Here is a 13,989-nt window from a genome sequence, read left to right as displayed (position 1 = left end):
CAGGGCTTCCCACGCGATCCGCCCGTGGGAAGCCCTGCCGCCGCTCCGCCCGCCTCAGCCGACGTCGACCGAGTACGCCGTGGTGTCCAGCTGCGCCTTGCCGGTGAAGGCTTCCGTACCGGCCTCCACGCCGCTGACGTAGTCGCTCGGCGCCACCGCGCCCCGGCGTACGAGGGCCTGGAGGAAGTCGTCGAGGTCGAGGTCGGACGTCGTGGTGTCGCCGACGCGGACGAAGGAGTACACGTTCCAGCCGGTCCTGCCGACGTACAGGTCCCAGTAGGCACCGGCGATCTTCACCCGCTGCTGCCGGGTGCCCAGCGGCGCGGCGTCACCGCCCTTGGCGAGCCAGACCATGACCTCGTGCTTGGGGCGGCTCTGCCAGTCGGTGTCCGGCCGGTCGTGCAGCCACAGGTCGTAGGCGACGTTGTACGCGCCCGGCCTGGCCGCCTTCACCTGGTAGGACCACTTCGCGCGGATCGGCTTCTTCGCGGAGACCCGCACGGGCAGGCCGGTGGCGTCGGACTTCCAGCCCCAGTGCCAGCCGAGCACGCTGCTCGCGTACGACTTCACCGATCCGGGAGCGCCCGACCAGTCGTACGTGGTGCCCCAGCCGATGGTGTTGCCGGACTGGTACGTGGCCCACGTGCAGCTCCACCCGGAACCGGTGTCCGCTCCCCAGGTGTTGTTGTTGAGCCAGTACTTGCCCATGGGCGTGGACGTGTTCGGCGCGCAGCCGTCCGCGGCCCGTGCGGAGCCGGCGGTGGTGTCGAGGGCGAGGAAGGTTCCGCCTCCGAGTGTGGCGGCGGCGAGCAGCGCGACGAGGAAGCGCTTGCGGGAGGAGCGGTGACGGCCAGGGGTCGGCATGGGGCGGCCTCTCGGTTCGGGGACAGTGCCTCCTGGTTGCCGCCGCGGGCTCATTGGTTGCTCCTCCCGGCCAGTTACGGACCCGGCCTTCAGCCCACCTGGCCACCTCGCAGAAACTCGTGGCAGTCGTCGGCAACCTTCCCTCGACCGGCGGCAACTGAGGGGCTGACAGAGTGTTCCCGACCGAGAGAGCCCGCCCCGTGGTCAGCCTTCCCTCCCCCACCGGTCACCGGCCGCCCCAGCCTCCGCACCCCGAATGGTTGGCATGATCTCGTCCGCCGCCCCTCCGAGAAGCATGAGCGCCTCCCCCAGTGGCCCGGGGACCGGTCCCTCCCCGGACACCGCCTCGTCCCCCGGCACCGACGACGCGTCCGCGGAGTTCCACGCCTTCTTCGAGCGCCATCACGCCGAACTGGCCCGCCTCGCCCACCTGCTCACGGGCGAGACGGACGCCGCCGACGACCTCGCGGCGGACGCGCTGCTCGCCCTGTGGCACCGGTGGGACCGCGTACGCGCCGCGGAGCACCCGGTGGCCTACGCCCGTGGTGTGGTCGCCAACATGGCCCGCGGCCGCATCCGCAGCACCGTGCGCGAGCGGCGCCGTATCGCCCTGTTCTGGTCCCAGCGCTCCGAGCGGTCGGACGGCCCCGACGTGGCCGCCGTCGTGGACGTCCGGCAGGCGCTGGAGCGGCTGCCGTTCCGTAAACGCGCGTGCGTCGTGCTGCGGCACGCGTTCGACCTGTCGGAACGGGACACCGCTCTCGCCCTGGGCATATCCGTCGGTACGGTCAAGAGCCAGACCTCCCGGGGCATGGCGGAACTCCAGCGGCACCTGGGCGCGGGGGCCGTGGACGACCTCGCGGGGAGGAGGAAGTGATGGCGGACGACGACGTGCGCGAGCAGTTGCGTGGGGCGGCGCGGGCGCACCGCCCGGACCGGGCCCGGATTCTCGCGCGGGTGGAGCGCGGCATGACGGACTCCGCCGACAGCGGTACGGAGCCACGCCGCCGCCGGGCCGCGCCGGGCCGCTCGTGGCCGCGGGTGGCCCTCGCGGCCGCCGCGACGGTGGGGGCGCTCGTGGCCGGTGGTTACGCGGTGGCGTCGGTCGTGCAGTCGCCCGGCCCCGGGAAGGTGACGACGCGCCCGGTCGGTCCCGCCGGTCCGGGAGAGGACCGGCCCGCCTCCCCCACGCCCCCGCCCCGCGCCTCGGCCACCCCGGCCGAACCGCCCTCCGGTGAGCCCGGGAGGACGGAGCGGCCCGGCGGGACCGGTGGCGCCACCGGTGAAGCCGGTGAAACAGGTGGGGTCGATGGGGGCAGGGACACGGGCGGTGCGTCGGCGTCCCCGACGCCCGGTGCCTCCTCCGGGGCGCGTCCGCCGTCCGGAGGCACGGATGACGGCCCACCGCGTACCGAGGACGGCCCGCTGTGGTCGGACGGCTCCGTGGACCCGCACAGCAACGCCTACTGGGCGCAGAGCAACGTCACGCTCCAGACCGGGCAGCCGCTGACCGCGCTCACCGTGGAGCTGCGGATCGCCCGGACCGCCGGCGTGGCGGACACCGGCCACTGGAGCACGCTGCCCTCGGCCGACTTCACGGTGTCCGTGGGTGACCGTGACGGCGTACTGGTCTACCGGTGGACGCTCAAACCGGGCCGGACCGTGCCCGCCGGGCGGCATGTCTTCGCGGGGCAGTACAACCACGCGGAGGGCGGCCGCGACGCCAAGGACGACACGTACGCGGCGAGGGCCGAGGCGCCGGGTGGCGAACTGCGGGTGCGGGGGGCCTTCTGACGTCCGAAAGGAGGGCCCTCCCGCCCGGCCGGCGGCTCACGGGATCTGCTTGTTCTCCATGAACGCGGTGATCAAGCTCTGGGGCGCGTTGTCGCCGTAGAGCACCTCGTGGAGCTGGGTGCCTTCCGTGACCGCTTCGGCGCCGCGGAGGAACATGGCCTGCTCGTACTCGGTGAGCGCGGCCTCGATGTCGTCGGGGTGGGCGGCGAGGGCCACGGCGAGTTCGGCGCCGTCCAGCATGGCCAGGTTGGCGCCTTCGCCGTTCGGCGCGGAAAGGTGCGCGGCGTCGCCGAGCAGGGTCACCCCCGGCACCCGGTCCCACCGGTGCCCGACCGGCAGGGCGTAGTGGGGTCGCAGGGCCGGGGCGGTGTCACTGTCGGTGATCAGTGCGGTCAGCTCCGGCGCCCAGCCGTCGAACTCCCGCGCGATCCGCGCGGTGGCCGCGGCGGCATCGGTGAAGTCGACGGCGGCGAACCAGTCCAGCGGCTCGGTGAGCGCCACGTAGGCGTGCAGGGTGTCGCCGCTCTCCCGGTGCGCCTGGATCGCCTTGCCCGGCGCCGGCGCGAAGAACGATCCGCCGCCGACGGCTTTCGCGGTGGCCGGGTGCCGGGTGTCGCTGTCGAACAGGTAGGTCTCGACGAACGACCTGCCGGTGTACTCGGGCGTGGCGTCGGAGAGCAGCGGCCGCACACGTGACCACGCGCCGTCCGCGCCGACCAGCAGTCCGGTGGTGACGGTGCTGCCGTCGGCGAACGTCACCTCGTGGCGCCCCTCGCCGAGGGCCCGGACGCCGCTGGCCTTGCGCCCCCACCGGACGGTGTCGGCCGGGAGCGAGGCGAGCAGGGTCCGGCGCAGTTCGCCGCGCATTACCTCGGGACGTCCACCGGTGCCGTCGTCGGCTTCGTCGTACAGGACGGTCCCGTCCCGGTCGAGGACGCGCATCGCCTGGCGGCCCTCCAGGACGAGGCCGCGGAACGCGTCCGTCAGGCCCGCCGCCTCAAGGGCCGGCTGACCGTTGTAGTCGTGTATGTCGAGCATCCCGCCCTGCGCGCGAGCTGCCGGGGAGGGCTCCGCCTCGTAGACCGTGGCCGGGATGCCGTGGACGTGCAGGACGCGGGCGAGCGTGAGGCCGCCGAGGCCGGCGCCGATGATCGTGACGTGAGTGGTCATGGTGGTTCCTTGCCTGTCGCACGCCTGCCGGACGGGCGCCCGGCAGGATCACTGCGAGCGTGCCGGACCACGCCGACGAGCCGCTGACGTCCGACCGACAGTCGCCGACAGGTGGCCGACACGGAGAACAGGCGCGGAAAGGCCCCGCCGGGACCTCGGTGCGCGTCACTTCTTGGCGCGGCTCGGCTGCACCCGCTTCGGTTCGCCCTTCACCTTCGGGTGTTCCGGCGGGTACGGGAGGTCTCCGAGCCCGTGCTCGCGCTCGTCGCGGTCGGCGAGTTCGAGCGCGGCCTCCAGGCGGCACGGGTACCGGTCCATGGTGGCGTGCAGGTCGCCCAGTTCGGCGAAGCGGGCCGGCATGGTGCCGATGTCGAAGTCCTCCGGTACGGCGTCGGCCAGCTCCTCCCAGCGCAGGGGTGCGGAGACCGGCGCGTGCGGGAAGGGCCGTACGGAGTAGGCGCTGGCGATGGTGCGGTCCCGGGCGGTCTGGTTGTAGTCCACGAAGATCTTGGCGCCGCGCTCCTCCTTCCACCAGGAGGTGGTGATCCGCTCCGGGTCGCGCCGTTCCAGCTCCCGGGCCACCGCGATCGCCGAGCGCCGGACCTGGGTGAAGGTCCAGTCGGGCGCGATGGGCACGAAGACGTGCAGGCCGCGGCCGCCGGAGGTCTTGGGCCGGCCGGTGAGGCCGAGGCCGTCCAGTACGTCCCGCAGGGCGAGGGCGGCCCGTACCGCGTCCGCGTAGCCGGTGCCCGGCTGCGGGTCGAGGTCGATGCGCAGTTCGTCCGGGTGCTCGGTGTCGCCCCGGCGGACCGGCCAGGGGTGGAAGGTCAGACAGCCGAGGTTGGCCGCCCACAGGACGGCGGCGGGCTCGGTGGGGCAGATCTCGTCGGCGTACCGGCCGCTGGGGAAGGTGATCCGGCCGGTGGGGATCCAGTCGGGGAGGTTCTTCGGCGCCCGCTTCTGGAAGAACGATTCGCCTTCCACTCCGTCGGGGTAGCGCTCCAAAGTGGTGGGCCGGTCCTTGAGGGCGCGCAGGATGCCGTCGCCGACGCTCTGGTAGTAGCGGACGACGTCGGCCTTGGTGAAGCCGCGCTGCGGGAAGTAGACCTTGTCCGGGTGGGACACCCGGACCGTCTGCCCGCCGGCGGTCAGCTCCAGCGACTCTGCCATGCACCCACGCTAGGCCGTACGGGCAGGCCCCGCCTGTCAGCGGCGCGTACCGCCGCCGGTCCGCGCGCCCCGCCGCACAATCGCCCTCATGGATCTTCCCGTGATGCCCCCGGTGGAGCCGATGCTGGCCAAGGCCGCCCCGGACATCCCGCCCGGCATACAGTACGAGGCCAAGTGGGACGGCTTCCGGGCCGTCGTCTTCCGCGACGGGGACGAGATCGAGCTGGGCAGCCGCTCGGGCAAGCCGCTCACCCGCTACTTCCCCGAACTGATCGAGGGCCTGCGGACGGAGCTGCCGCCGCGGTGCGTGCTGGACGGCGAGATCGTCATCGCCCGGGAGGGGCGGCTGGACTTCGACGCCCTGCTGGAGCGCATTCACCCCGCCGACTCCCGGGTACGCCACCTGGCGGAGGTGACCCCGGCGTCCTTCGTCGCGTTCGACCTGCTGGCCCTGGGTGACGAGTCGCTGATGCCCGTACCGCAGCGGGACCGCCGGGACGCCCTGACGACGGCGCTGCGCGACGCGGCCGACCCGGTGTTCACCGGGCCCGCCACCGACGACCTCGACGTGGCCCGCGACTGGTTCGCGCAGTTCGAGGGGGCCGGGCTGGACGGAATCGTCGCGAAGCCGCCCGGGATGCCGTACCGCCCGGGCCGGCGGGTGATGGTCAAGACGAAGCACGAGCGGACCGCCGACTGTGTCGTGGCGGGCCTGCGCCCGCACAAGAGCGGCCCGGTCGTGGGGTCCCTGCTGCTGGGGCTGTACGACGACAGGGGCCGGCTCCAGCACGTCGGCGTCTGCGCCTCCTTCCCGATGCGCCGGCGCCAGGAGCTGATGGAGGAGCTGGCACCGCTGCGGATGGAGTCCGTCGCGGGCCATCCTTGGGAGGAGTGGACCAGCGAGGAGGCGCAGGCGGCGGGCCGGCTGCCCGGCGGACCGAGCCGGTGGACGGGCAAGAAGGACCTGTCCTGGGTTCCACTGCGCCCGGAACGTGTGGCGGAGGTCGCCTACGACCACATGCAGGGCGACCGGTTCCGGCACACCGCCCGGTTCCGGCGCTGGCGCCCCGACCGCGAACCGGCGTCGTGCACCTACGCGCAACTGGACGAGCCGGTCCGCTACGACCTGTCGGAGGTCCTCGGGGCGTGATGCCCCTCAGTCGCAGTATTCCTGCAGCTCGGCGACCACGGCCGCGATGCCTTCGACGGTCGGCGTGTCGAAGTACGCGGAGAGCGGCACCTCGACTCCGAGCCGGTCGAGTATCCGGGTCGAGATCTGGGTCATGGTGATGGAGTGACCACCGAGGTCGAAGAGGTCGTCGGTATCGGTGAGTTCGGGGAGGCCGAAGACCTCGCGCCAGATCTCCCGGACCGCCTCCAGGGGGCTGTCCGCCGCTGACGGCTCTACGGTGACGTCCTCGGGCGGCGCGGGCAGCGCGGACCGGTCGAGCTTGCCGTTCGGCGTGGTGGGCAGCGCGTCGAGGGCGACGAAGACCTCCGGCACCATGTACGGGGGGAGCGCCGCCGCCAGTTCCCGCCGCAGCTGTCCGGCGTCCGCGTCGCCGACGTGATAGCCGACGAGCCGGCCGTCCCGTACCGCGGCCGCGGCCCGGTGCACACCGTCCAGGGCGAGCAGCCGGGACTCGATCTCGCCGAGTTCGATCCGGTAGCCGCGCAGCTTGATCTGGTCGTCGGTCCGGCCGAGGAACTCCAGGCGGCCGTCGCCGCGGTGGCGCGCCCGATCACCGGTGCGGTACATCCGGCTGCCCGGAGGGCCGTACGGATCGGGCGGGAAGCGCTCGCTGTCCAGCTCCGGCCGACGGACGTAGCCGCGAGCGAGCCCGTCTCCGGCGATGTAGAGGTCGCCGGGCAGGCCCGCCGGTACGGGCGCCAGGCGCTCGTCGAGCACGTACACGCGGGTGTTGGCCAGCGGGCGACCGATCGTCACCTGACCGGCTTCCGGTCCGATCTCGTCGTACGTCGACCAGATCGTGGTCTCGGTCGGACCGTAGACGTTCAGGAGCCGGCCGACGCGCGGGCGCAGCCGCTGCGCGAGCGCCGGCGGCAGGGCCTCGCCGCCGGCGAGCGCGGTGACGGCGGGTGCGTCGAAGCCGTGGTCGAGGAGCATCGCCCAGCCGGTCGGGGTGGCCTGGACGTGGGTGACGCCGTGCCGGGTGATCAGGTCCGTCAGCGCCGCGCCGTCGCGGGTGTCGCTCGCGCCCGCCACCACCACCGTGCCGCCCGTGACCAGCGGGAGGAAGAGTTCCAGACCGGAGATGTCGAACGAGACGGAGGTCAGCGCCAGCCAGCGGTGGCCGGGGCCGGAGCCGAGCAGGTCGCGCAGGGACAGCAGGAGGTTCGTGAGGGAGCGGTGCTCGATCTGCACGCCCTTGGGGCGGCCGGTGGAGCCGGAGGTGTAGATGACGTAGGCGAGGTCGCCGGGCGCGGGGGCCGGGTGGCGCGGCGCGTCGGGGGTCTGCTGCCCGTTCACGGCCGCGAGGTCGTCGGCCAGGAGGTCGGCGTCGCCCAGTTCGTGCGCGGCGTCGGCGTCCGCGAGGACGAACTCGATGCGCTCGGCAGGGTATTCCGCGTCCAGGGGTATGTAGGCCGCGCCGGCCTTGAGGACGCCGAGCATGCCTACGAGGAGGCGTTCGGAGCGGCTCGCCCGTACGGCGACGAGCGCTCCCGCGCCGATGCCCTTGTCCCGCAGGCGGGCGGCGAGGCGTTCGGCGCCGGCGTCCAGGTCCGCGTACGTCAGGCTGCGGTCCGCGTGGACGACGGCGACGGCGTCGGGGGTGCGGGCGGCCTGTTCCGCGATCATCTCGGGGACGGTCCGGGCCGGGTACGCCACGGCCGTGTCGTTGACGCGGGTCAGCAGCCGGTCGTGTTCGGCCTCGTCGAGGAGCGGCAGGCCGGCCAGCGGTGTGTCCGGGTGGACGGCCGTGTGGCCGAGGAGAGTCAGCCAGTGCCGCGCCACGCTCTCGGCGTGTTCGCGCGCCAGGGACCGCGGCGGGTACTGGAGCAGGACGTCGAAACCGTCGGGCCCGTCGACCAGTTCGATGCGCAGGGCGTTGCGGGCGGTGTGATTGGAGGGCGTCCAGTCCGCCGTGACGGTGAGTCCGGGGAACTCCGGGACGGGCCCCGGGCGCCGGTACGTCAGGGAGACCGGCGCGAGGGCGACCCCCGGCTTGACGCCGGCGCCGACGCGGCCGAGCGGCACGTCCCGTACGCGGTACAGCTCGCGCAGGCCGCCCCGGGTCGCGCGGGCGAACTCCGCGAAAGCCAGGCCGGGTTCCGGAGCGGAGACGAAGGGGAGCTCGTTGACGTGGACGCCGATGTGACCGCGCTGCTCCGGGGTGCGGGTGCCGAGGTCGAGGGCGGTGACCGGTGCGCCGTTGCCGTAGCGGAAGAGGAGGGCGTGCAGGGAGGCGACGACCACCTCGAAGCGGGTCACCCCGATCCGTTCCGCGAGGGGGCCGAGCCGGTCCCGCAGGTCCTCGGGGAGGCGGAAGGCCAGAAAGTCGCCGGGGCCCGTCCCGTGGGCGGGACGGTCCAGGCCGGGGAGCACCAGGTCGTCGTCGCCGAGCGGGTGCCGGGCCCAGTGGTCGCGGGCCGCGGGCAGTGCGGCGGCGATCCGCGCGTCCTCGGCGGCAGCCGGTTCGGCGGGCGCGGGATCCGGGGGTACGGAGGTGCCGTGACCGGCCTCCGCCCCGTAGTGCGCGGCGAGGTCGGCGGCGAACACCTCCATGGAGTGCCCGTCGAAGACCAGGTGGTGGGCGACCACCAGCAGCCGGTGCGCGCGGGGGCCGATGATCTGCAGGACCAGGCGGCACAGCGGGCCTTCGGCGAGGTCGAACGGCGTCAGGATGTGCTGCCGGGTGGCGTCCTCGTCCGCGCGCTCGGTCACCAACTCGGGCCGGGCCGGGGCCGGGACGAGGAAGGGGACGCCGTCGCGGTTCTCGACGGCGCTGGTGAGGGCGGGGTGCCTGCGCAGGACGGCCTCGCAGGCACGGCGCAGTGCGGCGGTGTCGAGCGCGCCGTCGAAGTGCAGGGTGAAGGGCACGTGGTGCACGGCGCCGCAGTCGTCGAGCTGTTCGTTGAACCAGATGCCGCTCTGCGCCGCCGAGGCGGGGCGGGGTTCCCGGCGGGGCTGGACCGGGGAGTGCGGGCTTGCTGCGGCGTCGGACATCGGACAGCTTTCTTCAGCACTGCGGCCGAGGGCGACCTCCGCCGTTGGAAGCGCTCTCAATCTGCCTCACACCGACTGGGATATGCAACTTTCTGCTCGAACTTCGGCGCTTCCCGCAAGATTTCCGCGCAGTTCGCCGAGGCGCCACAGCCGGTCCCGCCACACTCCATCAGGGCCGTGTCACCGGGCCGTTCAGGCTCTCGCAGCCCCGCGGACCGGACCGGCGCCGCGGCCAAACGGGGAAGAAACGACCATTGACACGCTCCGCAACGCTGTTCGATCATCTGCGGGTTACAAAGCGTCCAGCACGGTGCCCGAATCGGAGGCGCCGTGTGCACGGGGCCGTACGACCTGCGGCCCGGAAAGCGAGTGCGCACCATGGCCACTTGAGGTGGTGTACCGGCCGTACCGGCCTGCCGGGTGACCGGCACTTCCCGACGGAAGTCCGATGGCTCCGCCCGCTCCGCACCGCCGCGAACGAAATAGCACCGCATCACCCCCTCACCCCGGGTTTCCGCCCACGTCGAGCCGTTCCGGCGCGCATGAGCGAACTCCGGGCCACCCGTACAACGGGCCCGGCCCGCGCGTTCGGCCATGCCGTCCGCCGCGGCCTGCGCGGCGCCCGAACCGATACCGCCGGCCATCCCCACTTCGCCCCCTTACCGATCGGTATTCGGGCCGGCCGGAGGCAGGCATTCGGCCGTCGTACGAAAAGACCTCCTCGCAGAGAAGATGAGCCAGTTTTGCCGGCGAACCACACGTTCCGCGCATCGACTTCCGAACACCCCCGGACGACGCGGAAGCAGACCGCTGTCGAACCGCTGACCAGCCGTACCGGACCGCTGGAGCTGTCTTTCGCGCAGCAGCGGCTGTGGTTCCTGGCGCACATGCGGGGCGCCGGCGAGGCGTACCACATGCCGCAGGCATTCCGTCTGCGCGGGCCGCTGGACCGGGCGGCGCTGACCCGCGCGCTGGACGCATTGGTGGCCCGTCACGAAGTGCTGCGTACGCGCCTGGTGGCCGTAGCGGGTGAGCCCTCCCAGCAGATCGGCCCGGCGGACGTGGGTTTTGCCCTGCAAGTGCACGATCTGACCGGGGCCGACACCACATCCGACGCCGAAGCGCGGCTCGAAGCTCTCCAGCGGGACGAGGCTGCGGCGCCGTTCGACCTGGCCAGGGGCCCGCTGGTCCGTGGGCGCCTGGTGGTGCTGGCCGCCGACCACCACGTACTGCTGCTGACCGCCCATCACATCGCTTCCGACGGCTGGTCGATGACGGTGATGACGCGGGAGATCGCCGAGCTCTACACCGCTTTCCGCGACGGCAAGAGCGATCCGCTGCCGCCGCTTCCGGTGCAGTACGCCGATTACGCCGCATGGCAGCGGAAGTGGCTCTCCGAAGGCGTACCGGCCAAACAGGCCGACCATTGGAAGAAGACGCTGGCCGGCGCTCCGGCACTGCTGGAACTACCGACGGACCGGCCGCGACCGGCCGAACAGGACTACCGCGGCGGAAAGCTGCCCCTGGAATTCGGCGCGGAATTGACTGCCGCCCTCAAGGACGCGAGCCGGCGCAACGGCAGCACCTTGTTCATGACGGTGCTGACGGGCTGGTCCCTGGTCCTCTCCCGGCTGTCGGGCCGGACCGACGTGGTGATCGGCACGCCGGTGGCCAATCGCCGCCGGACCGAACTGGAAGGCCTGATCGGCTTTTTCGTCAATACGCTGGCCTTGCGCATCGACCTTTCCGGCGGGCCGACGGTGGCCGAACTCCTCAAGCGGGTACGCGGCACCGCCCTGAAGGCACTGGAAAACCAGGACCTGCCGTGGGAGCAGGTGGTCGAACTGGTCAATCCGTCCCGCAGTCCCGCCCACACCCCGCTGTTCCAGACCATGTTCGCGTGGCAGAACAGCGAGGAGGGCGAATTGTCACTGCCTGATATCGAGGTGACGCCGCTGGATTCGCCGTACGATGTCGCGAAGTTCGATCTGACACTGTCTTTGGCGGAAGAGGACGGGCGTATCGTGGGCAGTCTGGATTACGCCCGTGCGCTGTTCGACGCGGAAACCGTGGAACGGTACGGCCGGTATCTCCGCCGGGTCCTGACGCAGATGGCCGCGGACCCCGCCAGGCCCGCCGGCGCGCTGACGCTGCTCGACGCCCCGGAGCGGCGGCAGCTGGTGGCCGACTGGGAGGCGGCCGGCAGCGCCGGGCGCCGGCCCGGCCTGGTCGAGCGCTTCGAGAGCCGCGTACGCGCACACCCCGACCGGGCGGCCCTGGTGTGCGACGGCGAGCAGCTCGACTACGCGACGCTGGAGCGGCGCGCCAACCGGCTCGCGCACGCCCTGATCGCCCGCGGGGTGCGCCCGGACCAGGTGGTCGGGCTGCACGCCGGGCGTTCCGCTGCTCTGGTGGTGGGCATCCTCGGCGTCCTCAAGGCCGGGGCCGCGTACCTGCCGCTCGATCCGGACCTGCCCGCCGAGCGGCTGGCCCGCATGGTGGAGGACGCCGCGCCCGCGCTGGTGCTGAGCGACGCGGCCGTGCCGTCGGACGGGTGGCAGCCGCTCGCCGCCGTCGAGGCGGAGGGGCAGCGGGACGACGCGCCCGGCATCGCCTGCCGGCCCTCCCGTCTCGCCTACGTGATCTTCACTTCGGGTTCGACCGGGCGGCCCAAGGGCGTCGCCGTCACGCATGGCAACGTCGGCAGCCTCTTCGACCACTGGCTCGCACGGTTCGACGCCGGGGCGGGCGAGGCCGCGTCGTGGTGGTCGAGCATCGGCTTCGACTGCTCGGTGTTCGAGATCCTGCTGCCGCTCACCACCGGCGGCGTCCTGCACCCGGTGCCCGGGGAACTCCGCGCCGACCCCGAAGCGTTGACGGAGTGGCTGCGCACCCACCGCATCGCGCAGGCGTTCCTGCCGCCCGCCTTCATCAAGTGGATCGACGAGGCGCCCGAGCAGCGGCTGGCGGGCCTGCCGCTGCGCCGGCTGCTGACGGGCGTGGAGCCCGTACCGGAGCAGGCCCTGCACCGGATGCGGACGCTCCTGCCGGAGCTGCGCCTGCTCAACGGCTACGGGCCCTCCGAGACCACGGTCTTCAGCACCGGCTACACCGACCCGCTGCCGCTGCCCCGGACGTGCCCGGTAGGCCGCCCCCTGGACGGCACCCGGATCCGGCTGCTCGACGAGCGCCTGGAGCCGGTGCCCGCCGGAGTGACCGGCGAGGTCTACATCGGCGGCGCGGGCCTGGCCCGCGGCTACGTGAGCCGCCCCGGCCTGACCGCCGAGCGCTTCGTAGCGGACCCCTTCGCGCCCGGCGAGCGGATGTACCGCACCGGCGACCTGGCCCGGCGGCTGCCCGACGGCAACGCCGAATTCGTCGGCCGCCGCGACCACCAGGTCAAGCTGCGCGGCTTCCGCATCGAGCTGGGCGAGGTCGAGGCGGCGCTGCTCGACGGGCCGGGCGTGCGTGAGGCGGTCGTGCTGGCCGACCGGGACGCGGCCGGTGAGGCGCGTCTGGTGGCCTTCCTGGGCCGCGGTGACGCCGCGCCCGAGCAGCCCGACACCTGGCGCGCCACGCTGGCGCGGCAGCTGCCCGGCTACATGATCCCGGCGCTCTTCGTCGAACTGCCGCAGCTGCCGCGTACCCCCAACGGCAAGCCGGACCGCGCGGCCCTCCTGGAACAGGCCCGGGCCGGCGGCCCCGTACAGGTCAACCTGGCGAGCCCCCGGGACCACATCGAGCTGGCGCTGTACCGGATATGGCAGCGGGTGCTGGTCCAGTCCGGGATCGGCATCCGCGACAGCTTCTTCGACATCGGCGGTACGTCGATCTCCGCGATCAAGCTGGCGCACGCCGTCCGCGAGGAGTTCGGCGTCACCCTGCCGGTGCGCGAGATCATGCTGCACCCGACCATCGAGGCGCTGGGCGGGCGGCTGCGCCGCGGCGCGCCGGACCGGCCGGACAGCAACCTGATCGAGTTCCGCGCGGGCGACGGGCGGCAGCGGGTGGTCTGCGTCCACCCGGCCGGCGGCACCGCCTTCTGCTACCTGTCGCTGGCCAAGGCCCTGCCCGAGTCGTGCGGCGTCCACGGCATCCAGTCGCCCGGCGTGAACCCCGGCGAGACGTTCCTGCCGACGGTCGAGGCGATGGCGGAGGCGTACCTGAAGCTGATCGAGCCTCTGCTGGACGGCCCGTTGGTGCTCACCGGCCTCTCGTACGGCGGCCTGGTCGCCCACGAGATGGGACGCCTGCTGGCCGAGTCCGGCCACGGCGACGTCAGCGTCGTCCTGCTCGACACCCAGGGCTCGGACGAGCCGGCCGACCGCGCTGCGACCGCGCCGGTGGAGATGGCCGAGTTCCGCGACAAGCTGGTCAAGTTCAACGGGATGTACCCCGGCATCGACGACGAGCAGATCGACCAGTACTTCCGCATCTACAACCACAACCGGCAGACCGCGGGCGTCTACCCGGCTCCGCCGACGACGGCCCGCACGGTCCTCGTCCAAGCCGTCGAGGACGGCACCGACACCCCCTTCCTGCACGGCGTACGGGACTTCTGGCAGCGTCGCGCGAAGGGCGGCTTCGTGGTGGAACCGGCGTACTGCGACCACTGGGAAATGCTGGAGAGCACCGAGGTGCTGCGGGTGGCCGCGCTGATCGAGGCCGAGCTGGCCCGCTTCCCGGCCGCCTCGCCACCCTCCGGCGGCCCGGCCGCCTCTCCCCCGCCCTCCGGTGGTACGGCCTGCGGGCCGTCGCTGCCCACCGGGCCGGAAGCCGAGTCAGCACAGGCGCAGGAGTGA

At 72.9% G+C, this 13,989-nt stretch carries 8 protein-coding genes; 4 read left to right on the top strand and 4 right to left on the bottom strand.

Features of this window, described 5'->3' with window-relative positions:
- Positions 1-54: 54 nt before the first annotated feature.
- Positions 55-864 (bottom strand): GH12 family glycosyl hydrolase domain-containing protein, encoded by an 810-nt coding sequence (locus ACZ4Z1_RS08275; RefSeq protein WP_468485770.1) that lies wholly within the window; start codon positions 862-864, stop codon positions 55-57.
- A 295-nt stretch (positions 865-1,159) separates the two neighbouring features.
- On the opposite strand from ACZ4Z1_RS08275, the gene ACZ4Z1_RS08270 reads away from it, so the two are divergent.
- Positions 1,160-1,741 (top strand): SigE family RNA polymerase sigma factor, encoded by a 582-nt coding sequence (locus ACZ4Z1_RS08270; protein ID WP_468485769.1) that lies wholly within the window; start codon positions 1,160-1,162, stop codon positions 1,739-1,741.
- On the top strand, positions 1,741-2,658 hold the full coding sequence (locus ACZ4Z1_RS08265; protein WP_468485768.1) for a hypothetical protein: 918 nt from the start codon (positions 1,741-1,743) through the stop codon (positions 2,656-2,658). Before ACZ4Z1_RS08270 ends, ACZ4Z1_RS08265 begins: the two co-directional genes overlap by 1 nt.
- 36 nt (positions 2,659-2,694) lie before the next feature.
- Here the strand turns inward: ACZ4Z1_RS08265 and ACZ4Z1_RS08260 are convergent, their stop codons facing one another.
- Together ACZ4Z1_RS08260 and ligD are read right to left on the bottom strand one after the other, a co-directional pair.
- The gene (locus ACZ4Z1_RS08260; RefSeq protein WP_468485767.1) at positions 2,695-3,828 is read right to left on the bottom strand and encodes an FAD-dependent oxidoreductase; all 1,134 of its coding nucleotides are present in this window, start codon (positions 3,826-3,828) and stop codon (positions 2,695-2,697) included.
- A gap of 165 nt (positions 3,829-3,993) precedes the next feature.
- Positions 3,994-4,998: a non-homologous end-joining DNA ligase gene (gene ligD, locus ACZ4Z1_RS08255; RefSeq protein ID WP_468485766.1), complete on the bottom strand. Its 1,005-nt coding sequence runs from the start codon at positions 4,996-4,998 to the stop codon at positions 3,994-3,996.
- An 88-nt stretch (positions 4,999-5,086) separates the two neighbouring features.
- On the opposite strand from ligD, the gene ACZ4Z1_RS08250 reads away from it, so the two are divergent.
- A complete protein-coding gene (locus ACZ4Z1_RS08250) occupies positions 5,087-6,148 on the top strand; it encodes an ATP-dependent DNA ligase (protein WP_468485765.1) in 1,062 nt (353 codons plus the stop codon).
- A 6-nt stretch (positions 6,149-6,154) separates the two neighbouring features.
- On the opposite strand, the gene ACZ4Z1_RS08245 is transcribed toward ACZ4Z1_RS08250, so the two are convergent.
- Positions 6,155-9,187, bottom strand: coding sequence for a non-ribosomal peptide synthetase (locus ACZ4Z1_RS08245; RefSeq protein WP_468485764.1), 3,033 nt, complete (start codon positions 9,185-9,187; stop codon positions 6,155-6,157).
- 743 nt (positions 9,188-9,930) lie between these two features.
- Between ACZ4Z1_RS08245 and ACZ4Z1_RS08240 the strand changes: the two genes are divergently transcribed.
- Entirely contained in the window at positions 9,931-13,989 is a 4,059-nt protein-coding gene (locus tag ACZ4Z1_RS08240) for a non-ribosomal peptide synthetase (protein WP_468485763.1), read from the top strand.

It is taken from the genome of Streptomyces sp. NPDC030165 (genome assembly GCF_055573595.1).
The sequence above is the reverse complement of the archived record's forward strand: the minus strand, read 5'-3'. Positions and strand labels throughout refer to the sequence as shown.